A 26,984-nucleotide genomic window follows, 5' to 3' on the forward strand; every position below is an offset into this window, starting at 1 on the left:
CCGCTGTGACTGATCTGACTAGACTGCCGGCCGCCGCCCTGGCGGACCTCCTCGCTTCGGGCGAGGTCTCCTCTGTCGAAGCGACCCGCGCGCACCTCGATCGCATCGAGGCCGTGGATGCGGACGTCCACGCCTTCCTGCACGTCGCAGGGGACAAGGCGCTGACGACCGCTGCGGCCATCGACGCTCGTCGTGCAGCCGGCGAGAAGCTCGGCGCGCTCGCGGGCGTGCCGATCGCCATCAAGGACGTACTGGCCACGAGCGACATGCCGTCGACGTCGGGATCGAAGATCCTCGAGGGCTACATCCCGCCGTACGACGCCACCGTCGTCCGCAAGCTTCGCGAAGCCGATCTGGTCCCTCTCGGCAAGACCAACATGGACGAGTTCGCGATGGGGTCGTCCACCGAGCACTCCGCATACGGGCCGACCCGGAACCCGTGGGACCTCGAACGCATCCCCGGTGGCTCCGGCGGTGGCTCGGCCGCTGCTGTCACGGCCTTCGAAGCGCCGCTCGCCCTCGGCAGCGACACCGGCGGTTCGATCCGTCAGCCCGCCGCTGTCACCGGCTCCGTCGGTGTCAAGCCGACCTACGGCGGTGTCAGCCGCTACGGCGCAATCGCCCTCGCGAGCTCACTCGACCAGGTGGGACCCGTCTCCCGCACGGTCCTGGACGCGGCTTTGCTGCACGACGTGATCGGCGGCCACGATCCGTTCGACTCGACGTCGCTGACCGACACCTGGCCTTCGATGGCCGACGCGGCGCGCGCCGGACTCGTCGACGGGTCGCTCAAGGGCATCCGGGTCGGCGTGATCAAGGAGCTCGGCGGCGACGGCTTCCAGGCCGGCGTCCAGCAACGCTTCGACGAGTCGCTCGCGCTGCTCGAGCAGGCCGGCGCCGAGATCGTCGAGGTCAGCGCCCCCAGCTTCGAGTACGCGGTCGCCGCGTACTACCTGATTCTCCCGGCAGAGGCGTCCAGCAACCTGGCACGGTTCGACTCGGTGCGTTTCGGGCTTCGCGTCGACCCCGCGGAGGGCCCGGTCACGGCCGAGCGCGTGCTGGCGGCCACTCGCGATGCCGGCTTCGGTCCCGAGGTGAAGCGTCGCATCATCCTGGGCACCTATGCATTGAGCGCCGGATACTACGACGCCTACTACGGCAGCGCGCAGAAAGTGCGTACGCTCATCCAGCGCGACTTCGCCGCCGCCTTCGAGAAGGTGGATGTGCTGGTCAGCCCGAGTGCGCCGACTACCGCGTTCAAGTTCGGCGAGAAGCTCGCCGACCCGCTGGCGATGTACCTCAACGACGTCACCACCATCCCGGCCAACCTCGCAGGGGTGCCCGGGATGGGCCTGCCGATCGGCCTCGCCCCGGAAGACGGTCTGCCCGTCGGCCTTCAGCTGATGGCCCCCGCGCGTGCGGATGCGCGGCTGTACACGATCGGCGCGGCGCTCGAACAGCTCCTGGAACAGAAGTGGGGACACACCCTGCTCAGCCAGGCGCCCGACCTGAGCGCCACCGAGATGTTCGCGAGCGAAGAGGAGCCGTCTGATGGCCCAAGCGAAACTGATGGACTACGACAAGGCCCTCGAGCTGTTCGAGCCGGTGCTCGGCTTCGAGGTACACGTCGAACTCAACACCAAGACCAAGATGTTCTGCGGCTGCGCCAACGAGTTCGGCTCCGGCGCCAACACGAACACCTGCCCGACCTGCCTCGGCCTGCCCGGTGGACTGCCGCAGGTGAACAAGAAGGCGATCGAGTCGAGCATCCGTCTCGGTCTCGCGCTCGACTGCGAGATCGCCGAGACGAGCCGCTTCGCGCGCAAGAACTACTTCTACCCCGACACGTCGAAGAACTTCCAGACCTCGCAGTACGACGAGCCGATCGCGTTCGAGGGCAAAGTCACGATCGAGCTCGAGAACGGCCGTGAGGTCACCATCGACATCGAGCGCGCCCACATGGAAGAGGATGCGGGCAAGCTGACGCACGTCGGAGGCGCGACCGGTCGCATCCAGGGCGCCGACTACTCGCTCGTCGACTACAACCGCGGCGGTGTGCCGCTGGTCGAGATCGTCACCAAGATGATCGAGGGCGCCGAGGCGGACGCGCCGCAGATCGGCAGCATGTACGTGCGCACGATCCGCGACATCGTCAAGGGCCTCGGGGTCTCGAACGCGCGCATGGAAGAGGGCAACGTGCGCTGTGACGCGAACGTGTCGCTGCGCCCGCGTGGGTCGGGCAAGCTCGGAACCCGCACGGAGACGAAGAACGTCAACTCGCTGCGCTCGGTCGAGCGTGCGGTGCGATACGAGATCCAGCGACAGGCGGCGATCCTCGCCGACGGCGGCGTGATCATCCAGGAGACACGGCACTGGCACGAGGACACCGGAACGACGAGCGCCGGCCGGCCGAAGAGCGACGCCGACGACTACCGCTACTTCCCCGAGCCCGACCTCGTTCCCGTCGCACCGTCGCGCGAGTGGGTCGAGGAGCTGCGCGGCACGCTGCCGGAGCAGCCCGCTGCGCGACGCAAGCGGCTGACGGCCAACTGGGGTTTCACCGCACTCGAGTTCCAGGATGTGGCTAACGCCGACCTCCTGGACGAGCTGGAGGCGACCATCGCCGCCGGTGCGACCCCCGCCTCTGCGCGCAAGTGGTGGACGGGCGAGATCGCCCGTCTTGCGAACGCGCAGGGCGTGTCCGCCGGCTCGCTGGTGTCGCCCACTCATGTTGCCGAGCTCGCGGGTCTCGTCGAGGCCGGAACGCTGACCGACCGTTTAGCCCGTCAGGTGCTCGAAGGCGTCGTGGCCGGAGAGGGCAGCCCGCAGGAGGTCGTCGATGCACGCGGTCTGGCGGTCGTCTCTGACGACGGCGCCCTGATCGCCGCCATCGACGAGGCACTCGCGGCCCAGCCCGACGTGCTCGCGAAGATTCGCGACGGCAAGGTCCAGGCAGCCGGTGCTGTCATCGGCGCGGTCATGAAGGCGATGAAGGGTCAGGCGGACGCCGCCCGAGTGCGTGAACTCGTGCTCAAGCGTGCCGGCAGCGCTGAGTAGTTCTCGCTGGCGTTTCGCAGGAGCGTGGGACAGATTAGGCACATGGGCGTTTTCACTCTCGGCGGGCTGACCACGGTTCCCGCATCCACCGACACCGCACTGCTTGCCCCGACCACGACGGGGATGTTGACGAGCGCCGGTCTGCTCGACGAGGTCGGGGTGGTCGAGATCGACCCGGCCGTCTCGGATACGGCGGCCACCCGCGAGCAGTTCGAGCTGGATGCCGCGACGCTCGCGAACTGCGTCATCGTCGCGGGCAAACGGGAGGGCGTCGAGAAGATCGCCGCGTGCGTCGTGCTATCGACGACGCGCGCCGACGTCAACAATGCCGTGAAGCGGTTGCTCGATGTCCGCAAGGCGTCGTTCCTGCCGATGGAGAGGGCCGTCGAACTCACCGGCATGGAGTACGGCGGGATCACACCCATCGGTCTTCCGGCTGAGTGGCCGATCTTCGTCGACAGCCGCGTCGCCGAGACGGATGTGGTGATCATCGGCTCCGGTGTTCGCCGGTCGAAGATCCTGCTTCCGGGCAGGCTCCTCGCGCAGTTGCCGAACGCGCACGTGGTCGAGGGCCTCGGGTTCGAGGCGACCGCCGGATGAGCGGCGTGCTCGGCCCCGTGCGGTCGAGGCTCATCGAGACGCTCGCCGGGCAGTCCGACGAGGTTCCCGCCTGGGTTCTAAGGCTCGGCGACGGCACCGATGAGGGCTATTTCGGGCCGGGGAGCGCATCCTGGGTCGTACACGGGGGCATGCCGACACTCGTGGCCGGTATTCGGGCGCTGCTACTGCAGGCACTGCATCCGGGCGCTCTCGCCGGGGTCAAGGAGTTCTCCCGCTATCGCGAGGACCCGCTGGGGAGGCTCGCGGGCACCATCCGGTGGATCCACACAGTGACCTTCGGCGATACGTCACAGGCGGTCGCGAGCTCGCGGATGGTGCAGTCGACGCACAAACGGGTGACCGGCACGTACATCGACGGTCACGGCGATGAGCGGCCGTATGCCGCCAACGATCCCGACCTTGCGCTCTGGGTGCATCTCGCGTTCACCGACGCGTTCCTGACCTGCCATGAGCGCTGGGGAGTCCCATTCCAGGCGGGGCCGACGGCTACGTCGCCGAGTGGGCGAAGGCAGGTGAGTTGATGGGCATCCCGAACCCGCCGCGCTCCGCGGTCGAGCTGCGGGCGCAGATCTCGGCGTTTACGGACGCGGGGGAGTTGCGTGGCGGCGCCGATGTCGACGAGATCGTGACGTTCATCCGGCGGCCGCCGCTTCGTCGTATGCTCCGACCGTCATACAAGGTGTTGTTCCGCGCAGCGGTGTCGACGCTCGAACCGCGTCACCGCTCGATGCTCGGCTTCGAGAGCACCCCTCTGGAGCGCGCGCTCCCGATCGAGCGAGCTACGGCAGCGGTTCTGAGCGGCGCCGGGGTGCTGCTCGGGCCGCAGACGCAAGCCGAACTCGCCGCCCGCCGACGTCTCGCTCGGCTGCATGAGGAACGCCCGACGGCCTGATACGTTTTCGGCGGATCGGAGTTATTCTGAGCCGTGCGCCCGCCCACCGATGAGCGGACCTCAGTTTGGGAGGTCATGGTGACCGAGACCGTTCCAACACCGCAGCAGGGTGTCGAATCCAAGGGACTGAAGGACGGTGCTCTCGGGCTCGCCTCGAGTGTCGTCGTGGGCGTGGCATCCACAGCTCCGGCGTACAGCCTGGCAGCTAGCCTGGGCTTCATCGTCGTCGGCGGAACGCTCGCGGCGGGGGTCAAGGCGCCGGGCATCGTACTGCTGGCGTTCATCCCGATGTATCTGATCGCCGTCGCGTACCAGGAGCTCAACAAGGCCGAGCCCGACTGCGGCACCACCTTCACGTGGGCGACCCGGGCTTTCGGGCCGATCACGGGCTGGATGGGTGGCTGGGGCATCATCGTCGCCGACGTCATCGTGATGGCCAATCTGGCGCAGATCGCCGGTGTCTACTCGTTCACGTTCGTCGGCAGTTTCGGGCTGCCCGCGGTCGCCGCCCTCGCGACCAACACCACCGCGACGATCATCGCCGGCGTGCTGTGGATCGCGATCATGACCTGGATCTGTTACCGCGGCATCGAGATCTCGGCACGACTCCAGTACGTACTGCTGTCGTTCGAGGTCATCATCCTGATCTTCTTCGCCGTGTTCGCGCTCGTGAAGGTGTACACGGGCAATGCCGAGCCGTACTCGCTCATCCCGCAGTGGGACTGGTTCAACCCGTTCACGCTCGACTTCGCCCAGACGATCGCACCGGCCATGCTGACCGCCATCTTCATCTATTGGGGCTGGGATACCGCGGTCTCGATCAATGAGGAGACGAAAGACCCGGGGCGCACCCCGGGGCGGGCCGCGATCATCAGCACGCTCCTGCTGCTCGGCACGTACGCGATCGTCACGGTGGCCACGGTCGCTTTCGCCGGTGTCGGGGACAAGGGGATCGGGTTGGCGAACCCGGACAACTCGGGTGACGTCTTCTCAGCCATCGGCCCGACGCTCTTCGGCGGCGGTGTCGTGGGGAGCATCCTGATGGCGCTGCTCGGGTTCTCCATCCTGACGTCCGCTTCCGCGTCCACTCAGACGACCATCCTGCCGACGGCACGCACCGCGCTGTCGATGGCGGCGTACAAGGCCATTCCGGAGAAGTTTGCGCGCATCCACCCCCGCTTCCTCACTCCAACCTGGGCGACGATGGGCATGGGGATCGTCTCCGCGGTCTTCTTCCTGATCTTCGCCTTCATCAGCCCCGTGCTGCTCGAGGCGCTCGTCGGGTCGATCGGTCTGATGATCGCGTTCTACTACGGACTCACGGGCTTCGCTTGCGTCTGGTTCTACCGCAAGACTCTTTTCAGCTCATTCCGGCACGTCATCATGCGCGGCCTCTTCCCGCTGGTTGGCGGCCTCATGCTGACGGCGATCTTCATCTACGGGCTGATCAGCTTCGCGGCGCCGGACTGGCTGGTCGACGATGACGGCAAGAATGTGACGATTCTCGGGATCGGCGCTGAAGCGGTAGTCGGAGTGGGTGGTCTGGTTATCGGGGCCGTGCTGATGCTGATCTGGTGGTGGCGCCGACCCGACTATTTCCGCGGGCAGACGCTACCGCGGCGATCGGACGATCTGGTGCTGACCCCGGCAGGCGTCGTCCCGACGTTCGGGCTCCCCGACTCCGGAGACATGCCGCTCATCATCTCGCCCGACCTGTCGAACCTCCCACCCGGGCAGACGGCGATCAACTCTGAGACACTGGAGCCGGTCGAGGAGCCATCACAACTCCCGCCGGAAGACCTGAACCTGCCCCGGAAGGACGGCCAGTGACAGAACGCCAGACGCTCATCGAGTGGCAGGATCCCGCGCCGGGCGTGCAAGTCATGCCCACCATGAGCGGACTCGACTATCTGCAGTCGATGATCGACGGGGAGCTTCCACCGCCGCCGATCGCGAGCCACATGAGAATGGCACTCACCGAGGTGGGCCCGGGCACCGCGACGTTCGTCTGCGAGCCCGACGAGTCCCACTACAACCCGATCGGCACGGTGCACGGGGGACTGGTCTGCACTCTGCTTGATTCAGCCTTGGGATGCGCGGTTCAGACCACGCTCGCGAAGGGCCAGGGCTACACCTCCATCGAGATCAAGGTGAACTACCTTCGCCCGGTCTTCGCTTCTGCGGGCCCGCTCACGTGCGTGGCGACGGTGACGAAACCCGGAAGCCGGGTCGCGTTCGCCGACGGTGTGGTGACGGATGCGTCGGGCAAGGCGGTCGCCACGGCGACGGGCTCCCTGCTCGTGTTCCCGATCGGTTAGCGCCGGCCCGATCGGCTAGCGCCGCCGGCGCGCCTAAGACTGCGCGGCGAGCAGCTGGTCGCGCACCTTGCGGCGGATGACCTTGCCCACGATCGACCGTGGCAGCTCGTCGACTGCGTACACATGCTTCGGCACCTTGTACGCGGTGAGCGTGTCGCGCGCGAAGGCGCGGATAGCCGCCTCATCGAAGGATGCGCCGGGCTTCATGACCACGGCGGCCACCACATCCTCGCCACCCCGCCCCTGCGGGAGCCCGACCACGGCGACGTCGGCGACGCCCTCGAACGAGCGGATCGCATCCTCGACCTCGGTCGGAGCGACGTTGAAGCCGCCGGTGATGATGAGCTCCTTGATGCGGTCGACTATGCGCACGAATCCGTCTTCGTCCATGGTGACGATGTCGCCCGTGCGGAACCAGCCGTCGTCGGCGAAGACCTTCTCGGTCTCCTCGGGCTTGCGCCAGTATCCGGAGAACACCTGCGGACCGCGGGCGAGCAGCTCGCCCTTCTCGCCGAAGGCGCGGTCTTCGTTCGGGTTCTCGGGGTCGACGACACGCAGCTCGGTGCTCGGCAACGGAAGGCCCACCGTGCCGTCTCTTCGGGTGGTGCCGACGGGGTTGGCCATCAAGACGGGCGAGCACTCGGAGAGCCCGTAGCCCTCGACGAGGTAGCCGCCTGTCTTGCTCTCCCAGAGTCGGACGATCGTCTCGGGCAGGCTCATCGCGCCGGAGATCGCGATCTGAATGCCCGAGAGCGAGACCTTGCGTTTCTCCGCCGCGGTGACCAGGCGTTCGTAGATCGGGGGAACCGCGGGCAGGAACGTCGGCGGTCGCTTCTTCGCCACATCCAGCACCAGGTCCGGGTCGAACTTCGGGAACAGCACGAGGCGCGCGCCCATGCTCATGGCGAAAGTCAGGCAGAGCGTGAGACCGTACGCGTGGAAGAGCGGCAGCACTGCATAGACCACCGAGGTTCCGCGCTCGATGGCCGGCACCCAGGCGCGGGACTGTGCCGCATTGACCGCGAGGTTGAGGTGACTCAGCATCGCGCCCTTGGGCACCCCGGTCGTTCCGCTGGTGTACTGGATGAGCGCCAGATCGTCGCGCTCCGGTCGCGGATACGAGGCCTTCAGCTTCTTCGATGCCAGCAGCGTCTCCCAGGTGACCGTTCCGGAGACCTTGGCGGTGAGCTGCTCACGGGCTTTGCGGGCTGCGGGGACAGGGAGGCGCAGCGCCGCTCGCTTCGATGCGGGCATGGCGCGTGTGATGTCCACCGAGATGACTGTGCTCACGCCGAGATCCTCGGGAAGGTCCTGCACGGTCTTGGCGACCTTGTCCCAGACGATCGCGACCTGCGCGCCGTGGTCTTCGAACTGATGCCGAAGCTCCCGCGGCGTGTAGAGCGGATTGTGCTCGATGACAACGGCGCCGAGGCGAAGCGCCGCGTAGAACGCGACGACGTGCTGCGGGCAGTTCGGCAGCACGAGAGCGACGCGGTCGCATTTGCGAACGCCGCGCTTGCGCAGCCCTTCCGCCGCGCGGGCGATCTGGTCGCCGAGCTCGGCATACGTCGTCGTCGCGCCGAAGAACTCGAGGGCGACGTGCTTGCCGTATGCGGCGACCGACTCGTCGATCAGGTGCGAGAGCGAACCGGCGGGCAGCTCGACGTCGGCCGGCACGCCCTCGGCGTAGCTCGACAGCCAGGGGCGTTCAGAGTAGATGCTCACCTTCGAGAGCCTACGCGGAGCCGACGAGCGACCGCACGGCCTCCTCGATCGGAGTGTCACCCGAGATGACCTCCCACTGCCGACCGATCGTGCGGGGTTCGTCGATGCAGGTCGCGATCAGCAGAGCGACGTCTTCGCGCGGGATGCGCCCGGTCGGCACGCTGTCGCCGAGCGTGACGCTCCCGGTCCCGTCGTCGAAAGTCAGGCCGCCCGGGCGCAGGATGGTCCAGTCGAGTCCCGACTGCCGGAGCACCGCATCCGCGTCGCGCTTCGCCTCGACGTATGCACGCCAGACAGGCTCGGTGTCTTCAGGCAGCGGGTTGTCGACGCCCCACGCCGACACCTGCACGAAGCGCCGGATGCCCGCGACGATGGCGGCCTGAATCGACTTCACCGAGCCGCCGTAGTCCACGGTGCGCTTGCGTTCCAGGCTGGAGCCTGCGCCAGCGCCCGCCGTGAACACGACGGCATCGCATCCCGCGAACGCCTGTGCGAGCTCCTCGGCGGTCGCCCTCTCGATGTCGACGAGGTGTCCTTCGCCGCCCAATCGGTAGACGTCGTCCGCATGCTCTTCGGCGCGGACGATCCCGACGAAGTCGTCGCCCCGGTCGTAGAGCACACGCATCAACTGCTGCGCGACCTTTCCGTGGGCACCGACGATAGCTACACGAGTCATGCTTCCATCATGGCCCTCCTTGCTACATGGATGCGCTCAGGGCGAACAGCGTCGGACGAATCGGCCGGCGTTTGTTAGCGTCATCACCATGATCGCCTTTCTCGAGCTGCTGGGACGCCTCTTCGCGTCCTCGGTCGAGACGGTCTGGAGCTCATCCAGCCCTGCCACGGTGATCGCTCTCGTCGGTGTGGTCGGCGCCATCGGCCTGGTCACGATCGTTGCTGCTGCACGGCTCGGCGGAATCGCCGCGCTGGCGGCCGCCCTCGGCGTGGTCGCGCGTGTCGAGCGCGCGGTCGAGCCCGCCGATCGCGGGCTTCTGCTGAGTCAGTCCGATCCCGACGCCGACGGTCGGCCGAGGCCCAGGGCCCCCGGCTTTCCCCTGCCGATCGCGTAGCAGGGGCACTCACCCTTCCCTGCTCGACGCGGTCAGACGAATCACCTTATTCGTTCGACAGCAGGGACCCTCATGGACATCTTCTCTTTCGGCCCGATTGCGGCCATTCTCGACGGCACATACAAACTCGTCACCTCTCTCTCGGCGGCGCTCGATCCGGTCGTCGGCACGGCGAGTGGCCTCGTGGCCGTCGTCATCCTCACCATGCTCATTCGAGCCGTACTCATCCCCGTCGGGATGAGTCAGGTGCGTGCCGAGTACACCCGCCGCAGGCTCGCACCCAAGCTCGCTGAGCTCCAGCGTAAGCACGGCAAAGACCGCGAGACGCTCACGCGCAAGACGATGGAGCTCTACAAGACCGAGAAGGCGTCGCCGTTCGCGGGGATGTTGCCGCTGCTCCTGCAGATCCCGGTCATCTCGCTCGTCTACGCCGTCTTCACGCACTCGATGATCGCTGGCCACGCAAACACCCTGCTCACCGAGCACGCTTTCGGAGCACCGCTGGGCACGAGTTTCGTCGGTCTGAGCGGCGCGGGCGCGGCTGTCTGGCCCGCGATGCTCGTCTACCTGGCGGTGCTCCTGCTGATCGCTGTCGTGATGACTGTGTCTCGCCGGGTGCTCGCCCTTCCGGTACCGGACGGTCAACCGCAGCCGACCGGGATCGTGCGCGCCGTCTCGTTCCTGCCTTACGTGACGGTGGTCTTCGCCGCGTTCGTTCCTCTGGCGGCCGCGGTGTACATCCTGATTTCTGCGGCTTGGACCGTCGCCGAGCGCTCGATCCTGCGTCGGATGCTCGACCCGGAACGCAAGGTGTCCCCGGGCAGCATCGAACCGCGGCCCTCGCACTGACGGATGCGCCCGGTCGGGGATGCGATGCTTGCTTCATGAGAACCCGTAAGGAGACCACTCCATCCGACCCGCGGTTCGGCGTCGGCGTGCAGGTGCACGTGGTCGAGCCGGTCACCCAGACCGGCGACGACTGGGTCGGTGAGCCGACCGGCGTGATCGTCGGAACAGGCGCCGCCAGCCTGAGAAGCGTGAGCCTCCCAGCGAGTGGCACGTCGAGCTGGCTCGTCGCGTTCGACGAGCCGCAGTTCCGGCGGGACGGCCGCGGCCCGTTCGAGCAGGCGAACATCGAGCAGGCGCTGCTGGTGGCGGCCGAGCCGATCAGCGAGGTCTGAGGATGCACGGCGTCGGGTTGGTGCGGGGGATCAACGTCGGCCCGACGACGAAAGTGTCGAAAGCGGATCTGGTGGCCGCGTTTGAGGAGGCGGGATTCAGCGAGGTGAAGACCTTTCTGGCCAGCGGCAACGTCGTGTTCGACGCTCCGAGTGCGCCGGCCGCCGCAGAGACGAAAAGGGTGGAGAAGGGGATCGCCGAGCGCTCCGGCGTGAAGGCCAGAGTTCTCCTCCTGCCAGAGGCGCGCTTCCGGCGGATTGCCGCCGCGAACCCCTTGCTCGACGATGGCGATGACTTCTCGAAGTTGATGGTCACGTTCCTCGACGGGGAGGTGCCGTCGAGCATCGAATCACCGGATGCGGACGCCATCGCCCCCGAGCTCGTGCGGTTCGGGGATCGCGCGATCTACCAGTGGTGCCCGCTCGGCGTCTCGAAATCGAAGCTGAAACCAGCGTTCTGGAAGCAGGCGGGCGAGGTCGCGACCGGCCGCAACTGGCGTACCGTGCTGAAGCTCCTCGAGGAGCTCGACGCCCGAACCTGAGAACGTTCTGCAAATAGTGCAGAAATGAATTGTTGCAGTTGCGCAAAGTTACGGCCAGCGCAACAATTGATGTATGACCACGGAAACCCTCGGACTTCGCGAACGCAAGCGTCTCGAAACGCGTTCGCAGCTTGAGAGCGCTGCCGTGCGGCTCGCCCTCGAAGTCGGGCTGGAGAACGCGACGGTCGACGCCATCTGCGCCGCTGTTCCGGTATCACCACGCACCTTTTTCAACTACTTCGAGAGCAAAGAAGACGCCATCCTCGGCGTTCGGGATGTTCCGCTCGACGACGCATCCGTCGCCGCGATCCGCGCAGAGCACGACGGTGAGTCGCTGCTCTCCTCGGTCATCGCCCTGCTCATGCAGGCTCTCGGGCCGGCCATCGCCGACACCGAGCTGCACGAAGCCCGGATCACGCTCATCAAGCAGCACCCCAACCTACTCGGTCGTCAGATCGCGCAGATGACGCGGATGGGGGAGCAGCTGATCGCTGCGGCCTCCACCCTCGTCGCAGCAGACCCCATGTTCGCCGGTCGCGAGACCGGTGAGCAGCAGGCCATCGCCGAGATCATCCTTCCCCTGTGCGGAGGCGCCGTGCGCGTCGCCGTCAAGGAGTGGGTCGCAGCCGGCGGCGACCGGCACCCGGACGAACTTCGCAAGCGGGCAGTCGAGCTCGCCAGAAAGGCAATAGAACCACTCAGATGACCACCACATCCCCGGCGGTGACCAAGGCTTCGGCCGGGTCTCCCCAGAAGCGCACCATCGTCCTGCTGTTCGCAGGTCTCATGGTCACGATGCTCCTCGCATCCCTCGACCAGACCATCTTCAGCACCGCTCTGCCGACCATCGTCGGCGAGCTCAACGGCGTCGACCACATGCTGTGGGTGACGACCGCATACATCCTCGCATCCACGATCATGCTCCCCGTCTACGGCAAGCTCGGCGATCTCATCGGTCGCAAGGGCCTGTTCATAGGGGCGATCGCGCTCTTCATCGTCGGCTCCGTCATCGGTGGAATGTCTCAGGACATGACCTGGCTGATCGTCGGACGTGCCGTGCAGGGCCTCGGCGGCGGCGGATTGATGATCCTGTCCAACGCGATCATCGCCGATGTCGTGCCCGCTCGTGAGCGCGGCAAGTACATGGGTGTCATGGGCGGCGTCTTCGCGCTGTCCAGCGTGGCCGGCCCGCTGCTCGGCGGCTGGTTCACCGAGAGCATCGGCTGGCGCTGGGCGTTCTGGATGAACATCCCCCTCGGCATCCTCGCCATCGTCTCGGCCGTCGTGTTCCTGCGCCTGCCCAAGAAGGAGCAGCGTCTGCCGCGCCTCGACTTCGCCGGCATGGGCCTCCTCGCGATCGCCTCGACGTCTCTCGTACTGGTGACCACCTGGGGTGGCACGACGTACGACTGGGACTCGGCCGTCATTTTGTCGCTCATCGCCGCTACTGTGGTCGCCGCCATCGCTTTCGTGATGGTCGAGCGCAAGGCCGTCGAGCCGATCATGCCCTTGAAGCTGTTCAAGGACCGCAACTTCAACCTGACCACCATCGCCGGTCTGATCATCGGTATCGCGATGTTCGGTGCCCTCGCCTACCTGCCCACCTATCTCCAGATGGTGACGGGAGCGAACGCCACCCAGGCTGGGCTGTTGATGATCCCGATGATGGCTGCACTCCTGGTGACATCGATCATCTCCGGTCAGCTCGTGAGTAAGACCGGACGGTACAAGTGGCTCCCGATCGTCGGAACCGCGATCGTCGCGGTCGCCCTGGTGCTGCTCTCGACCATGACCCCGGCACTGCCCGTGTGGGTGCTCTGCTCCTACCTTGCGGTGATGGGCATCGGCCTCGGGATGAGCATGCAGATCCTCATCCTGATCGTCCAGAACTCCTTCCCCGTATCCCAGGTCGGAACGGCGACGGCCTCGAACAACTACTTCCGTCAGATCGGTGCGTCGCTCGGCTCGGCGATCGTCGGCAGCCTGTTCGTCGCCCGCCTCACGGAGCTCCTCGCCGACCGGATGCCTGCAGGGGCATCGGCCAGCAGCGGATCGAGCAACTCGTTCACGCCGGCCATCGTCAAGGCGCTTCCGGGTCCGGTGCGTGACGTCATCGTCGGTTCGTACAACGACGCTCTCACGCCCGTGTTCCTCTACATGGTGCCGCTCGTGCTCGTCGCGGTCGTGCTGCTCTGCCTCGTGAAGGAGAAGCCGCTCGCCACCTCGATCGAGGATGAGGCGGTCGTGAACTCGCTGGAGATCGACGGCGCAGACTCTGTCGTCCTCACCCAGGGAACCACCGTTGCAGCGGATGCTGCTGACGACGACCTCACCGGGAACCCGTCCGACACGGCGCGGCGCTCGGCCGAGGACGACGAGCGGGAAGGGGAGCTCGTGACTCCCCGGCTGTAGCACCGGTCACGCTCGATCGACGACCCGCCCTCCGAAGGCTTCCGGAGGGCGGGTCGTCTGCGTTTGTGCCGGACTCTGGTGGCTCGAACCTCAGGCTTCTACAATGACGGCATGTTCGTCGAAGGGACCCTTCGATGGCAGGTCACCGAGGACTGTCCCTGGGACCTGCTGATGGCGCTCGCCCTGCGCGACCTCGGGCATCTCGACAGTGTGGGTGTGCCGGCGATCCCGCGGCTCTCGCCGGCGGTCGCCTCGGTGCTGCATCCGGCAACCGGCACTCTGCCCGTACAGCAGCCGAAGGTCTACCCGAGCGTGGTTCAGGATGCTCCAGCGGCGCCACGGGGTCTGCTCGAGCAGCAGTGGCAGGCCTGGTTCGACCTGACCGTGGACCGCGAGCACCGCCCCATCCTGAGCCTGCTGAGACCGCCGCACTTCGAGGCCTTCGATCGCGCTATCGAACTGCAGGACCTGATCATGGCGCACTACGAAGAGGCGCTGAGTTGGACGAGGGACCGGCACGCGGAGTATGCCCGAACCAGCGTTGAGCAGCACGCGCGCCGGGCGGCCGACATCGTCGACGTGGTCCGCACGCGAGAGCACGAACTCCGGCGCCAGGCAGGCTATTTCCGTCTCGACCTCTACGTCGTACCGCTGGTGGAGTCCGGTGCCTGGATCGTCGGCCCGCACACCGTCATCGTGAGCACGACGATGCGCGACGACCCCGACATGTTCCGCGACTGGTTCACGCCGGTGGTCGCCGCGCTGGTCTGAGCTCCGGTCAGCCCACCACGTTCTGCTGACGCAGCCACACGAGCACCTCAGTCGCGACATCGCGCCAGCCGTGGTCGATGGTGAGCGAGTGTCCGCGGCCCTGGAACTTGATGAGCTCGGTCACGGCGTTGGAGTCGCGGTACTGCTTCAGGGTCGCGTCGGTCGTCACATCCGGAACCGTGTGATCCTTCGTGCCCGAGATCAGGAGGAGCGGCCCTCTGTCTTCGTTCTTGGTCTCGACGGCGGCCTGCGAGTGGACCGTGAAGTTCGCGCCGGCCGCCTGGAAGATCGGGCGCACGGTCGACGGGATGGTCCACTTCTCGTAGAGCTCGTGGGCCTCGTCGTCGCTGAGCTCGTTCGCGAAGCCGTACTTGAACTCCTTCTCGGTGAGGGAGATCGCCTTGTTGATGTTGGCAGGGTTGCCAAGAGCGGGAAGGCCCGACTTCAGCTGGGCGATGGGCAGGGGCAACACGCCCTTGATCTGGGCGGGGTCGATCGCGACCGCGGAGTTTCCGTAACCCAGTCCCAGCAGCTTCTCGGTGATGAGGCCGCCGAAAGAGTGTCCGATGATTACGGGAGGCTCGTCGAAGCCGTCGATGATCTCGGCGAAATGGTTGGTGACCTCGTCGATGCTCTTGCCCGCGACGTCGTCCGCGTTGGCTCGCGTCTCGGCGACGGTGTCGCATTCGCCGGGCCAGTTCGGTGCGATCGCGTCGTATCCCTCGTTGCGGAAGAACTCCGCCCAGGGCTCCCAGCTCGACGCATGGAGCCAGAGACCGTGGATGAAGACAACTGGTTGGTTCGCCATTGCACGTACCTTTCGTAGGGAAGCCCGGGAGAAGAGATCACAGTGCTGATCAGCGTCAGGCTATGCCCGCAGAGGGAAGGCGATCAATGGCCGGGGAGTATCGTTTCGGGAATGGCCGATTGGTTGTGCGCGACCTGCGCTGTCGAGTATCCCGCGGGGGATCAGCCTCCCGAGTTCTGCGCGATCTGCGAGGACGAACGCCAGTACGTCCCGCTCGGCGGGCAGCGTTGGACGTCGCTCCAGGATCTGACCGACGCGGGCGAGCGGGTGCGCGTCACTGAGCTTGAGCCGGATCTCTTCGCCCTGCGCTCGGAGCCGAAGGTCGGAATCGGGCAGCAGAGCATGCTCCTGCGCACGCCCGCCGGCAACCTGCTGTGGGATCCGACCGGCTACGTCGACGAAGCCGCGGCCACAGCGGTGCGGTCCCTCGGGGGAGTCTCCGTGATCGCGACGAGCCACCCGCACATGTTCGGTGCACAGACGTCGTGGTCCCGGCTGCTCGACGATCCGCCCGTGCTCGTGAACGAGGCCGACCGCGGGTGGGTGCAGCGCGATGATCCCCGCATCCTGACCTGGACGGGTGAGCGGGAGGTGCTGCCCGGCGTGACTCTGCGCACCATCGGCGGGCACTTTCCGGGGAGCTCCATCGTGCAATGGGACCGCGGTGTCGTGCTCGGGGGAGACACGGTGTTCCCCGGGCCATCGGGCAAGTGGGTCACCTTCATGCGCAGCTACCCGAACGACATCCCGCTTTCCGGTGCGGTGGTGCGACGTACCGCAGACAGGATCTGCGAGCGCCCGTTCGACAGGCTCTACGGCAACCTGGGCAACACCGTGCTTCAGGATGCGCGCGACGCAGTCCTACGCTCGGCCGACCGGTACATCGGCTGGGTCACCGGCGCCTTCGATCACCTCACCTGAGGCGAGTCCACCGCGAGGAAGGGGCGAGGTCGCGTTCGAGCGCCGGCTTCGGCTTCGCGCCGATGATCGTCTTGACGACCTCTCCGTCGCGGAACACCTTGATCACAGGCAGCGCCATCGCCCGGTATGTGGCCGCGCTGACCGGGTTCTCGTCGGCGTTGATCTTGACGATGTCGATCGCATCCGGATGCTCTGCAGCGAGCTGCTCGAGGATCGGGCTGAGCGCACGGCACGGCGGGCACCAGGGAGCCCAGAACTCGACGAGCGTTGTGCCGGATGCGGTGAGCACGCGGTCGTGGAAGGTGGCGTCTGTGACGGCTGCAAGTGTGGACATGCGCCGAGGCTAGACCGTGCCCTGGGGGGCAAGGTCAAGCTGTGACAGCATAAGAGTGGAGGAACTTTATGGACATTCTTTCGCAGGAGGAGATCCGCGACGCCTTCGTCAACTGCTCGCGGAGCGAGGCGGCCGAGCTCCCGATGCCGCCCGGACTGCACGAGGTGGACTGGTCGCGGCGCGAGTACCTGGGCTGGCGCGATCCTCGCACCGCGCAGCGCGGGTTCATCGTCATCCCGACCGAGAGCGGGCCGGTGGGGATCGTGCTCCGCGCATCCGATGCCTCGATGCGCTCGAACGCTCCGTCGATGTGCGGGTGGTGTCAGGATGTGCAGCTCACCCACGACGTCTACCTCTACGTCGCAAAACGCGCGGGCCAGGCGGGCCGCAACGGTGACACGGTCGGCACGATGCTCTGCGGCGGATTCGAGTGCTGCGAGAACGTGCGGCGGGCGCCGTCGCCGTCGATCGTCGGCTTCGACGTGGATGCGGTGATCGCCGATCGGATCGCCGGTCTCGCCGAGCGGGCCCGGCGCTTCGCCGCGACCGTGGTCGGCGCCCGTATCTAGGTCCATACTCGAATCAGCCGGGCCGGCACGCGCGAGCGGGGACCGGCGCGTCGAAGGAGACCGTGATGGCTGAGGGAACGAAAGACGACCCGTGGGTGCTGAAGACGGCGCCGGGTTCGTCGGAGTACACGATGTATCGGGACGAGGCAGCGGATCCGCCTGCGCTGGTGTGCCAGGTCGGATCGACGACTCTCAAGTACCGTCTGAGCGCTATCGATGACCTAGCTGGCTGGCTGCGTGAACAGGGCGACTGGGTGCCGCTCGGCGCGGCCGACGAGCAGAAACCGGCACCCGACGGTTCGGTCGAGGCGTGGGGGCGCGACGATGGGAATCCCGTCGGCGGTTGGTACGGCTTACGCAAGGGCTACCGCGGTCGCTTCGGGATGTACCTCCCGCCGTTGCTCGAGGAGCTCGGCCTGGTCGAGCTCACCCACGACGCGCGCAACAACAAGGTGCGCGCGCGTGGGTGAGTGTCTCCCGGCCGGCTGTTACGGCAGGTAGTACGTCGGGTTCGGCAGTTTCACGGTCCGATCGGCGGAGCCGCCGATGAGATCGCTGAACTGGTCTCCGAAGTTGGCCACGATGTCGTAGTGACCGCCGGCCTTCGATTCGATGTGGGCACGGGTCTGCGACTTGTACTCGATCGTCGTGCACTTCGCGGTCGCGCAGGTGACGTACGACGGCTGCTGCGACGTGCCGACGCCGGTCCACTTCGTGTAGTAGTTCGCCGCGGTGAAGCCGGTGTACCCGACTTTCGCCAGATTGCCGAGGGTTGCGGCCTTCTGGTTGTCGTTGCGGCCCGTGAGCCCGATGATCGTGCAGCCGGACTTCTGGGCGACGGATGCGAGACTCACCATCGAGGGCGTGGCCGGGAACCGCTGCTGCTGCACCCACACATCCTGTTCGACCGGATCGAAGTTGAAGTGCATGTCCGCGACCTCCATGTCGTAGGTCCACAGGCTCGTGTCGTCGGCGTCGAGCACGATCGCCGGGTTCTTGTGCAGCTTCTTCTCGACGAAGCAGGTCAGGGCGACCTGGGGGATCTGCCTGGCCACGATGCCACGCATCTCACGGATGTACGGAGAGTCCGTCTTGTTGGCGATGCCGGTTCCCGGGTCTCCGTAGTACTTGGCGATGGTCGACTTCACCGAGTCGATGTTCGGGATGCCCTCACCCCCTTGCGTGGCGCCGCTGGAACCGTCTGCGGCCATCCTGAACTGGGTTCGCGGTGCGAGAGCCGGCTCGGAGACACCCGGCAGATTGGCCGACGGCAGGTAGTACGTCGGGTTCGGGAGCTTGAGAGCGCGCTGGGCGTAGCCACCCTGCAGATCGGACCATTGATCGCCCACGTTGAGGGTGATGGTGTACCCGAGATCCTCGATGTGCTTGCGGGTCAGCGCCTTGTACTCGACGGTGGTGCATTTCGCGACCGCGCAGGTGATGTACGACGGCTGCTGGGAGGCGCCGACCCCTGTCCATTTCGTGTAGAAGTTCGCGGTGGTGAACGGTGTGTAGCCGACCTTCGTCAGATTGCCGAGGGTGGCCGCCTTCTGGTCGTCGTTTCGTCCGGTGAGGCCGAACACGCTGTAGCCCATCGCTGCCGCGGTGTTCACGAACGACACCATGCTCGGGGTGGCGGGGAAGCGCTGGCCCTGTACCCACACATCCTGTTCGGCGGGGTTGAAGTTGAAGTGCATGTCGGCGACTTCCATGTCGTACGTCCAGAGCGTCGTGTCGTCGGCGTCGAAGACGATCGCGGGCTTCTCGCCCTTGCTCACCGCTTGGTCGTAACCGGCCTTCAGCTTCGCCTTCTCGGCCGAGACGATCCCTGCCAACTCGCTGATGTACGGCGATGCCGTCTTGTTCGCGATGCCCGTGCCGGGGTCGCCGTAATACGTGGCGATCGTCTTCTTGACGGAGTCGATGTTCGGGATGCCTTCTCCGCCGGCCGTCGCACCGCTCGAACCGTCGGGGGCCATCGTGAAGGCAGTGCGCGGCGCGAGAGTTTGATTGTGCCCCGGGTCGTGGCCGGGACCGGGGTCCCACGCCTGGGCACTGGAGACGCCGACGAGGCCCAGACCGGCGACGAGCGCGACGACGCTGGCACTCGAGACGAGCAGGCGCCGCGCGCGCGGTCGCACGCGAGGAGAGGAGACAGGAACAGAGCGAGGCTGCATTGCATCACCATTCATGTGAACGGACCACCCCCGAACGGGGGTCTGCGAGCACCTTAGTCGCGTGGGCGCGATGCGCGCCAGGGCTCAGGCACACGGACTGGCCGCCGGCTGAGCCGTGCAGGCCGTTCTCGTTGTGCCGGTGGTGGGACTCGAACCCACACGCCCTCTCGGACAAAGCATTTTGAGTGCTCCGCGTCTGCCATTCCGCCACACCGGCGCACAACAACCATTGAAGAATACCGTAGGCTTTTACCCGTGACTGACCAGGAAACCCCCTCAACAGCTCCGCGACGCGTCGTCGTCGCTGAGGACGAATCGCTGATCCGGCTCGACATCGTCGAGATCCTCCGTGACAACGGTTTCGAGGTTGTCGGCGAGGCCGGAGACGGCGAGACCGCCGTCGCCCTCGCCACCGAGCTTCGTCCCGATCTGGTGATCATGGATGTCAAGATGCCTCAGCTCGACGGGATCTCCGCGGCGGAGCGCCTCTCGAAGGGCCACATAGCACCGGTCGTACTGCTCACCGCGTTCAGCCAGAAGGAGCTCGTGGAGCGGGCGACCGAGGCCGGCGCGCTCGCGTACGTGGTCAAGCCGTTCACGCCCAACGACCTCCTTCCGGCCATCGAGATCGCTCTCGCCCGCTACGCGCAGATCATCGCCCTCGAGGCCGAGGTCTCCGACATGGTCGAGCGCTTCGAGACCCGCAAGCTCGTCGACCGGGCCAAGGGCCTGCTCAACGAGAAGATGGGTCTCAGCGAGCCGGAGGCCTTCCGCTGGATCCAGAAGGCTTCGATGGACCGTCGCCTCACCATGCACGACGTCGCTCAGGCGATCATCGAGCAACTCGCAGCCAAAAAGTAGCGCCCAACGCAATCGAGTCCGGCCAAAATCCCGTTCTCGCCCGTCGGATGAGGGGATTTTGGCCGGACTCGATTGCGTTACTGCGTGGGGCGTTAGGGCGTTGGCGCGTTAGGGGCGGTCTTTGATGAGGTTGGTGATCCGGATGGTGGAGCAGCGTCGTCCCTGATCGTCACTGACCGCGATCTCGTGCGTCGTCAACGTGCGGCCGAGATGGATGGGCGTACACACGCCGGTCACGTAGCCGCTCGTCGCTGAGCGGGTGTGCGTCGCATTGATCTCGATGCCGACCGCAAGCTTGTCTGGCCCGGCGTGCAGGTTCGCGGACATCGAGCCGAGGGATTCGCCGAGCACCACGTACGCGCCGCCGTGAAGGAGGTCGGCCGGCTGCGTGTTGCCCTCCACCGGCATGCGGGCGACGGCCCGCTCGATGGTGAATTCGAGCATCTCGATGCCCATCTTCTCGGCGAGACTGCCGAGCCCTCTCTCGTTCACATACGCGAGCGCATCCTCGGTCATCTCGGCCTTTCTCACCGTCGTCGGTCGGGGCATTTCGCTGTCACAGGTGCCTTGTAGGCTGTCCTGGTGTCAGACTCCGAAAAGCCTACCCTCCTGATCATCGACGGCCATTCGCTCGCTTTCCGGGCCTTCTACGCGCTGCCCGTCGACAGCTTCGTCAACCGCGAGGGCCAGCACACCAACGCCATCCACGGCTTCATCGCGATGCTGATCAATCTGCTCACGCAGCAGCGGCCGACGCACATCGCCGTCGCATTCGACATCTCGCGGTATTCCTTCCGCACGCGCGAGTATCCGGAGTACAAGGGCACCCGAAACGAGACTCCGTCGGAGTTCGTCGGGCAGATCCCGCTGCTCGAAGAAGCGTTGCACGCGATGAACATCACGACGGTCACGAAAGAGGATTTCGAGGCCGACGACATCCTCGCGACGCTCGCCACGCAGGGCGCCGCCGACGGATACCGGGTGCTCATCGTCTCCGGTGACCGCGATACGATCCAGCTCGTCAACGACGACGTCACCCTGCTCTACCCGAACGTGCGCGGGGTCTCCGAGTTGAAGGTCTACGACCCAGCCGCTGTCCGCGAGCGCTACGGGATCGAGCCGTACCAGTATCCGGAGATCGCAGCACTCGTCGGCGAGACCAGCGACAACCTGATCGGAATCGACAAGGTCGGCGAGAAGACCGCGGTCAAGTGGGTGCAGCAGTACGGAACCGTCGACGAGATCGTTGCGCATGCAGACGAGATCAAGGGCGTGGTCGGGCAGAACCTGCGCGATCAGAAGGAGAACGCTCTTCGCAACCGTCGCCTCAACAAGCTGCTCACAGACATCGAGCTTCCCGTCGGTCCCGCAGATCTCGAGCGTCGCCCGCTCAACGAAGGCGCCGTGCGCGACATCTTCGCCAGGCTGCAGTTCAAGACGCTGCTCGACCGCCTGCTCAAGACGGCTGCTGAAGAGGGTCACCTCGATGGATCCGGCAGCTTCAGCGAGAGCATCGAGACGGGCGCGGTGAGCATTCCGACCGTCCGCACGATGGTCGACGAAGAGCTGGGCAACTGGCTGTCCAAGGCATCCGCCGCAGGCACCGCCGTCGGCGTCCAGGTCGAACTCGGCCCCGCGGGCATGACGGGGTTCGGTCTCGCAGCTGAAGACGACACCGTGTACGTTCCCTGGGCGGCCGGCCGGATGGATTACCAGGCCCTGGAAGAGTGGCTCGCGAGCAGCGCGCCCAAGTACTTCTTCCACGCGAAGCCGCAGTACAAAGCGCTGAGCCGCGCCGGGCTGATCGTCGACGGCATCGCGTTCGACACGCTGATCGCCTCCTGGCTCGTGCGCCCGGGCGGTGCCCAGCAGTCGCTAGCCGAGCAGGTCTACGAGGTGCTGGGCGAGACGCTCCCGGTGTCCGACCCCAACCAGCTGGTGGCACTGACGGATGCGGTGAGCCCGGCCACCGAGGCCTGGTACGTGCGTCGCGTGGCCGAGGACCAGATGCTCGCGCTCGACGAGGGCACGCGCAAGGTTCTCGACGACATCGAGCTTCCCCTGGTCGCCGTTCTCTCTGAGATGGAACTCAACGGCGTGAGCATCGACAGCGAGGTGCTCGCGCGCCTCCGTGGTGAGCTCACCGACAAGGCCAACGATTACGCGGCGCGGGCATACGCGGAGATCGGACACGAGGTCAACCTCGGTTCCCCCAAGCAGCTGCAGCAGGTTCTGTTCGACGAGCTGCAGATGCCCAAGACGCGGGCAACGAAGACCGGATACTCGACCGACGCCGGATCACTCGCCGACCTGCAGGAGAAGAACCCGCATCCGTTCCTCGATCTGCTCCTGCAGCACCGGGATGCGACCAAGCTCAAGCAGATCGTCGAGACCCTCGAGCGCGCGGTGGAATCGGATGGGCGCATCCACACCACGTACGACCAGACCGGCACGAGCACCGGCCGCATCTCGTCGAACGACCCGAACCTGCAGAACATCCCGGTCCGCACCGAGGAGGGCCGCGAGATCCGCTCCGCGATCCGCAGCGGCGAAGGCTTCGAGACGCTGCTCACCGCCGACTACTCGCAGATCGAGATGCGCATCATGGCTCATCTCTCGGCCGATCCCGGACTGATCGAGGCGTTCAACGCCGGGGAGGATCTGCACCGCTTCGTCGGCGCGCGGATCTTCGGCGTTGCACCTGCGGACGTCAGCCCGGCCATGCGCACCAAGGTCAAGGCGATGTCGTACGGTCTGGCCTACGGGCTGAGCCCGTTCGGCCTGTCCAAGCAGCTTCGCATCGAGACGGCCGAGGCACGCCAACTGATGAGCGACTACTTCGAGCGGTTCGGTTCGGTGCGCGACTACCTGCGCGGCGTCGTCGAGCAGGCGCGCGTCGACGGGTACACCGAGACGATCTTCGGACGACGTCGTCCCTTCGCCGACCTCACGAGCACCAACCGCGTGCTGCGCGACAACGCAGAACGCGCTGCGCTGAACGCCCCGATCCAGGGTTCGGCCGCCGACATCATGAAGATCGCCATGCTCGGGATCGCGGGCGACATGATCGACCAGAAGCTCGATTCCCGGATGCTCCTCCAGGTGCACGACGAGCTGATCTTCGAGGTGGCGCAAGGCGAGTGGGATGCGCTCGAGACGATCGTCCGCGACCGCATGGCGCACGCCGTCGATCTGGCCGTGCCGCTCGAGGTGCAGATCGGCCGTGGCGCCAACTGGGATGCGGCCGCCCACTAGTCGTCGCCGTTCGTGGTGGATCGCGCCGATCCTCCACAACGCCGCGCGGCGGCCGGTTCTGCACACGTGCAGATTTCATCTGGTCCGGCCCGCTCTCGGCCAATAGGGTCGAATCATGACGAACGCAGAACAGCGCGACGCCACTCCCATCGACACGATCGCTGATGAGTGGGTCGACACACAGTTGGAGTTGTACCCGGAGTTCCACGTCTGGCTCGGCAGGCCAGGGCGTGAGGGCGAATTCGCCGACTATTCGCCCGCCGGCGCAGAGGCCGCGATCGCCAAGGTCAAGGAGGCCCTGGCGAAGATCCAGGCGGCGGAGCCGGTCGACGACATCGACCGCGTCACCAAGATGGACCTCACGCGCGACCTGCAGTTGCAGGTCGAGAAGCACGAGGCCGGTTTCGGGCAGCGCGACCTGAACGTGATCGCATCGCCCGCGCAGGGCCTTCGCGAGATTTTCGACCTGGTGCCCACAGACACCGAGGAGGACTGGTCGAACATCGCCAAGCGCCTCCACAACCTTCCCGGTGCGATGGCGGGTTACATCGAGTCCCTTCGCAGCGGAATCGCCGACGGCAACGTTCCGGCGATTCGCCAAGTGCGAGAGGTACTGGCGCAGGCCCAGAAGCAGGTGGCCGACACCGGCTTCTTCTTCGAGTTCACGAACGGAGCGAAAGCCGGCGACGCCGAGTTGCCCGCTTCGCTGGCGGCCGATCTCGCCGCCGGCGCCAAGGAGTCCGCCGTCGCGTACGCCGAGCTCGCCTCCTTCCTCGAGAACGAGTTGGCCCCGCACGCGCCCGAGAAGGATGCTGTCGGGCGCGAGCTCTACGCCCTCGCTTCCCGCGACTTCCTCGGTGCGACCGTCGACCTCGATGAGACGTATGAGTGGGGAATCGAGGAACTGGCGCGCATGGTCGCGGAGCAGGAGTCGATCGCTCGCGAAATCAAGCCGGGTGCGTCGGTGCACGAGGCCATCGAGTTCCTCGACGGCGACCCGAGCCGCAAACTGCACGGCACGGACGCACTCAAGCGCTGGATGCAGGAGACGAGCGACCGCGCGATCGAGGAGCTCGGCAAATCGCACTTCGACATCCCGCAGCAGATCCGCCGGCTCGAATGCATGATCGCGCCCACCCAGGAAGGCGGCATCTACTACACGGGCCCGAGCGATGACTTCACGCGCGCCGGCCGGATGTGGTGGAGCGTTCCTGAGGGCGTCACCGAGTTCGACACCTGGCGCGAGCTGACGACGGTCTATCACGAGGGCGTTCCGGGTCACCACCTGCAGATCGCGCAGGCCACGTACAACAAGGCGCAGCTGAACTCGTGGCGTCGAATCGCGGGCACGTCCGGGCACGCCGAGGGCTGGGCGCTCTACGCCGAGCGCCTGATGGAGCAGCTCGGTTACCTCGACGACCCGGCCGACCGTCTCGGGATGCTCGACGGGCAACGCATGCGCGCGGCTCGCGTGGTGCTCGACATCGGCGTGCACCTCGAGAAGCAGCTGCCCGACGGGTCGGGACCGTGGACGGGCGAATACGCGTTCAAGTTCCTCGGCGACAACGTGAACATGAACGAAGGGTTCGTGCGCTTCGAGGTCAACCGCTACCTCGGCTGGCCGGGTCAGGCTCCGTCGTACAAGATCGGTCAGCGCATCTGGGAGCAGCTGCGCGACGAGTATGCGAAGCGCGAGGGCGCATCCTTCGACATCAAGGCGTTCCATAAGAAGGCGCTCGACATCGGCGGTGTCGGCCTCGACACCCTGAAGTCGGCTCTGCTCGACTGAGTGCCGTCTCCCTACGAAGCGGTGCTGGGGGAGCGGTTCGGCGAGCTGCACCCCCGGCTCCGCGGGTATTTCGAGGAGATCCCTGCAGGGAGCCACGGCTACGGCGAGGGCGTGTTCGATACGGTCGGCACGCCTCGCCGGTGGCTGTGGCCCGTGCTCGCGATCGTGGCATCCGCACACGTGGCCTTTCCCGCTTGGGAGATGGGCGTGCCGTTCACGGTCGTGAACCACCCCGAGGGGCGAGGCGTCCGTGCTGAACGGGTCTTCGAGCTCAGCTCGGGGCGGCGAACGATGATCGACCTCATCTCCGCAGAAGGAGGGATGGTCGTGGATCGGCTCGGCGCGCCTGTCCGGCTCGAGGCGCAGCTGCGCGCATCCGTGATCGACGGCGGGTTGCGACTGGTCTCGACGGCGACAGCGCTGCGCCTCGGGCGGCTGCGCATCCCGATACCTCGATTCGTCGCGCCTCGGGTAGCGCTGTCCGAGCGCTACGATGCGGTTTCGGATGCGCAGCGTGTCTCGATCACGGTCGACCTGCCGGTGATCGGTAGGCTCTACGAGTACGCGGGGAGCTTCCGCTACGAGATCCGAACGGGGGAGCGGACCGCGTGAGCGAGCGCATCGTCATCGCCGGTGCATCCGGCTTCATCGGCCAGTATCTGACGGCGGCATTCCGGGCGCAGGGCGCTCAGGTCAGCCACATCGGGCGCAGAGGTGCGGACGCATCCTGGGGCGATCCGGCGGCGATCACCCGACTGGTCGACGGTGCCGATCTCGTGATCAACATGGCGGGCAAGAGCGTCAACTGCCGCTACAACGACGCCAACCGTGCCGAGATCTTCCGCTCGCGGCTCGACACGACCCGCGAGCTCGGCGAGGCGATCGCGGCGAGTGAGAACCCGCCGCCGCTGTGGATCAACTCGTCGACGGCGACGATCTATCGCCACGCCGAAGACCGACCGATGACCGAGTCGACGGGAGAGATCGGAACGGGCTTCTCGGTCTCTGTGGCCACTTCCTGGGAGGCGGCGTTCTTCGAGCGCGACCTTCCGCGCACGCGTCGCGTCGCCCTGCGGATGGCGATCGTGCTCGGCGACGGCAGTGCGCTCATCCCGCTGCTCCGTCTCGCGAGAACCGGTCTGGGTGGCCCGCAGCTGGACGGACGCTGGTTCGCCACGAAGGCAAGGCGCAATGCCGGAACGTTCCACGAGTTCCGAGCGCGGGGCGGACGGCAGCGGTTCAGTTGGGTGCACCTGCGAGACGTGCTGGGCGCGATCGAGTTCGTCCGCGCGCATCCTGAGCTTGAAGGCGCCGTCAATGTGGCGTCACCCAACCCGGTCGACAACCGGGAGGTGATGGCGACGATCAGGCACGTTCTCGGCGTCAAGTTCGGTCTGCCTGCTTATCGCTGGATGCTCGAACTGGGCTCGATCGCGATTCGCACCGAGACCGAACTGGTGCTGAAGAGTCGCTGGGTCGTGCCCGAGCGGCTGCTGGATGCGGGATACGAATTCACGTTCCCGGAGCTCGAGCCGGCGATCCGCGACATCGTGCAGCATCCCGGGTTGCCGCCCGTCCCCATCCACAGCTAGACTGGACTGTCACATTTGTGGCATCCACATCCGCCTGCCGTTCGCGGACTCACACACACGCATCACTCGCGACCGGCCCGAATTATGTCCAT

The 26,984-nt window shown here is 66.4% G+C and carries 25 protein-coding genes, 1 tRNA gene and 2 pseudogenes; 21 read left to right on the forward strand and 7 right to left on the reverse strand.

Annotated elements, in window-relative coordinates; genetic code table 11:
* Nucleotides 1-5: 5 nt before the first annotated feature.
* The 6 genes and pseudogenes from gatA to ACQ86A_RS10445 form a co-directional block, all read left to right on the forward strand.
* Nucleotides 6-1,514 (forward strand): annotated as a pseudogene (gatA, locus tag ACQ86A_RS10420) (Asp-tRNA(Asn)/Glu-tRNA(Gln) amidotransferase subunit GatA); the annotation flags it as partial.
* Nucleotides 1,515-1,551: 37 nt separating this feature from the next.
* Nucleotides 1,552-3,057: an Asp-tRNA(Asn)/Glu-tRNA(Gln) amidotransferase subunit GatB gene (gene gatB, locus ACQ86A_RS10425; RefSeq protein ID WP_431277015.1), complete on the forward strand. Its 1,506-nt coding sequence runs from the start codon at nt 1,552-1,554 to the stop codon at nt 3,055-3,057.
* A 42-nt stretch (nt 3,058-3,099) separates the two neighbouring features.
* Nucleotides 3,100-3,657, forward strand: coding sequence for a YbaK/EbsC family protein (locus ACQ86A_RS10430; protein ID WP_431277016.1), 558 nt, complete (start codon nt 3,100-3,102; stop codon nt 3,655-3,657).
* Nucleotides 3,654-4,570, forward strand: a pseudogene (locus ACQ86A_RS10435) (oxygenase MpaB family protein). Before ACQ86A_RS10430 ends, ACQ86A_RS10435 begins: the two are co-directional and overlap by 4 nt.
* A 78-nt stretch (nt 4,571-4,648) precedes the next feature.
* A complete protein-coding gene (locus ACQ86A_RS10440; protein ID WP_431277017.1) occupies nt 4,649-6,400 on the forward strand; it encodes an APC family permease in 1,752 nt (583 codons plus the stop codon).
* A 53-nt stretch (nt 6,401-6,453) separates the two neighbouring features.
* Entirely contained in the window at nt 6,454-6,888 is a 435-nt protein-coding gene (locus tag ACQ86A_RS10445; RefSeq protein ID WP_431280425.1) for a PaaI family thioesterase, read from the forward strand.
* Between the two features lie 33 nt (nt 6,889-6,921).
* Here ACQ86A_RS10445 and ACQ86A_RS10450 read toward each other — a convergent pair whose 3' ends face one another.
* Both ACQ86A_RS10450 and ACQ86A_RS10455 read right to left on the reverse strand, forming a co-directional pair.
* Nucleotides 6,922-8,613 (reverse strand): long-chain-fatty-acid--CoA ligase, encoded by a 1,692-nt coding sequence (locus ACQ86A_RS10450; protein WP_431277018.1) that lies wholly within the window; start codon nt 8,611-8,613, stop codon nt 6,922-6,924.
* Between the two features lie 10 nt (nt 8,614-8,623).
* A complete protein-coding gene (locus ACQ86A_RS10455) occupies nt 8,624-9,289 on the reverse strand; it encodes an SDR family oxidoreductase (protein ID WP_431277019.1) in 666 nt (221 codons plus the stop codon).
* Nucleotides 9,290-9,377: 88 nt separating this feature from the next.
* Between ACQ86A_RS10455 and ACQ86A_RS10460 the strand changes: the two genes are divergently transcribed.
* From ACQ86A_RS10460 to ACQ86A_RS10490, 7 genes are all read left to right on the forward strand, one after another.
* Nucleotides 9,378-9,683: a DUF6412 domain-containing protein gene (locus tag ACQ86A_RS10460; protein WP_431277020.1), complete on the forward strand. Its 306-nt coding sequence runs from the start codon at nt 9,378-9,380 to the stop codon at nt 9,681-9,683.
* A gap of 72 nt (nt 9,684-9,755) precedes the next feature.
* The gene (locus ACQ86A_RS10465; RefSeq protein ID WP_431277021.1) at nt 9,756-10,532 is read left to right on the forward strand and encodes a YidC/Oxa1 family membrane protein insertase; all 777 of its coding nucleotides are present in this window, start codon (nt 9,756-9,758) and stop codon (nt 10,530-10,532) included.
* A 35-nt stretch (nt 10,533-10,567) separates the two neighbouring features.
* A complete protein-coding gene (locus ACQ86A_RS10470) occupies nt 10,568-10,864 on the forward strand; it encodes a hypothetical protein (protein ID WP_431277022.1) in 297 nt (98 codons plus the stop codon).
* Between the two features lie 71 nt (nt 10,865-10,935).
* Nucleotides 10,936-11,403, forward strand: a complete 468-nt coding sequence (locus tag ACQ86A_RS10475) for a DUF1697 domain-containing protein (protein ID WP_431277023.1) — start codon at nt 10,936-10,938, stop codon at nt 11,401-11,403.
* 73 nt (nt 11,404-11,476) lie between these two features.
* Complete coding sequence (locus ACQ86A_RS10480; protein ID WP_431277024.1) at nt 11,477-12,109, forward strand: TetR/AcrR family transcriptional regulator; 633 nt, start codon at nt 11,477-11,479, stop codon at nt 12,107-12,109.
* Complete coding sequence (locus ACQ86A_RS10485; RefSeq protein ID WP_431277025.1) at nt 12,106-13,815, forward strand: MDR family MFS transporter; 1,710 nt, start codon at nt 12,106-12,108, stop codon at nt 13,813-13,815. Before ACQ86A_RS10480 ends, ACQ86A_RS10485 begins: the two co-directional genes overlap by 4 nt.
* 111 nt (nt 13,816-13,926) lie before the next feature.
* Entirely contained in the window at nt 13,927-14,586 is a 660-nt protein-coding gene (locus ACQ86A_RS10490) for a hypothetical protein (RefSeq protein ID WP_431277026.1), read from the forward strand.
* 7 nt (nt 14,587-14,593) lie between these two features.
* Here the strand turns inward: ACQ86A_RS10490 and ACQ86A_RS10495 are convergent, their stop codons facing one another.
* Nucleotides 14,594-15,394, reverse strand: a complete 801-nt coding sequence (locus tag ACQ86A_RS10495; protein WP_431277027.1) for an alpha/beta hydrolase — start codon at nt 15,392-15,394, stop codon at nt 14,594-14,596.
* A gap of 111 nt (nt 15,395-15,505) precedes the next feature.
* Here ACQ86A_RS10495 and ACQ86A_RS10500 point away from each other — a divergent pair, with 111 nt between their 5' ends.
* The gene (locus ACQ86A_RS10500) at nt 15,506-16,315 is read left to right on the forward strand and encodes a hydrolase (protein ID WP_431277028.1); all 810 of its coding nucleotides are present in this window, start codon (nt 15,506-15,508) and stop codon (nt 16,313-16,315) included.
* Here ACQ86A_RS10500 and ACQ86A_RS10505 read toward each other — a convergent pair.
* Entirely contained in the window at nt 16,308-16,649 is a 342-nt protein-coding gene (locus ACQ86A_RS10505) for a thioredoxin family protein (protein ID WP_431277029.1), read from the reverse strand. The genes ACQ86A_RS10500 and ACQ86A_RS10505 overlap by 8 nt on opposite strands.
* Nucleotides 16,650-16,717: 68 nt before the next feature.
* Between ACQ86A_RS10505 and ACQ86A_RS10510 the strand changes: the two genes are divergently transcribed.
* Together ACQ86A_RS10510 and ACQ86A_RS10515 are read left to right on the forward strand one after the other, a co-directional pair.
* A complete protein-coding gene (locus ACQ86A_RS10510; protein ID WP_431277030.1) occupies nt 16,718-17,218 on the forward strand; it encodes an FBP domain-containing protein in 501 nt (166 codons plus the stop codon).
* A 65-nt stretch (nt 17,219-17,283) separates the two neighbouring features.
* A complete protein-coding gene (locus ACQ86A_RS10515; RefSeq protein ID WP_431277031.1) occupies nt 17,284-17,688 on the forward strand; it encodes a DUF6855 family protein in 405 nt (134 codons plus the stop codon).
* Between the two features lie 18 nt (nt 17,689-17,706).
* On the opposite strand, the gene ACQ86A_RS10520 is transcribed toward ACQ86A_RS10515, so the two are convergent.
* Complete coding sequence (locus ACQ86A_RS10520) at nt 17,707-19,359, reverse strand: HAD family acid phosphatase (RefSeq protein ID WP_431277032.1); 1,653 nt, start codon at nt 19,357-19,359, stop codon at nt 17,707-17,709.
* A gap of 170 nt (nt 19,360-19,529) precedes the next feature.
* A tRNA-Leu gene (locus tag ACQ86A_RS10525) sits at nt 19,530-19,612 on the reverse strand.
* 38 nt (nt 19,613-19,650) lie between these two features.
* On the opposite strand from ACQ86A_RS10525, the gene ACQ86A_RS10530 reads away from it, so the two are divergent.
* Nucleotides 19,651-20,256: an ANTAR domain-containing response regulator gene (locus tag ACQ86A_RS10530; RefSeq protein WP_431277033.1), complete on the forward strand. Its 606-nt coding sequence runs from the start codon at nt 19,651-19,653 to the stop codon at nt 20,254-20,256.
* Nucleotides 20,257-20,364: 108 nt separating this feature from the next.
* On the opposite strand, the gene ACQ86A_RS10535 is transcribed toward ACQ86A_RS10530, so the two are convergent.
* A complete protein-coding gene (locus tag ACQ86A_RS10535; protein ID WP_431277034.1) occupies nt 20,365-20,772 on the reverse strand; it encodes a hotdog fold thioesterase in 408 nt (135 codons plus the stop codon).
* A gap of 66 nt (nt 20,773-20,838) precedes the next feature.
* Between ACQ86A_RS10535 and polA the strand changes: the two genes are divergently transcribed.
* From polA to ACQ86A_RS10555, 4 genes are all read left to right on the forward strand, one after another.
* Nucleotides 20,839-23,511, forward strand: a complete 2,673-nt coding sequence (polA, locus tag ACQ86A_RS10540; protein WP_431277035.1) for a DNA polymerase I — start codon at nt 20,839-20,841, stop codon at nt 23,509-23,511.
* Between the two features lie 115 nt (nt 23,512-23,626).
* Entirely contained in the window at nt 23,627-25,300 is a 1,674-nt protein-coding gene (locus tag ACQ86A_RS10545) for a DUF885 domain-containing protein (protein WP_431277036.1), read from the forward strand.
* Entirely contained in the window at nt 25,301-25,912 is a 612-nt protein-coding gene (locus tag ACQ86A_RS10550; protein WP_431277037.1) for a DUF4166 domain-containing protein, read from the forward strand.
* On the forward strand, nt 25,909-26,892 hold the full coding sequence (locus tag ACQ86A_RS10555; RefSeq protein ID WP_431277038.1) for an epimerase: 984 nt from the start codon (nt 25,909-25,911) through the stop codon (nt 26,890-26,892). The genes ACQ86A_RS10550 and ACQ86A_RS10555 overlap by 4 nt, the downstream gene beginning before the upstream one ends.
* Nucleotides 26,893-26,984 lie beyond the last annotated feature (92 nt).

Source organism: Leifsonia poae (genome assembly GCF_050632195.1).
Lineage (GTDB): Bacteria > Actinomycetota > Actinomycetes > Actinomycetales > Microbacteriaceae > Leifsonia > Leifsonia poae_C.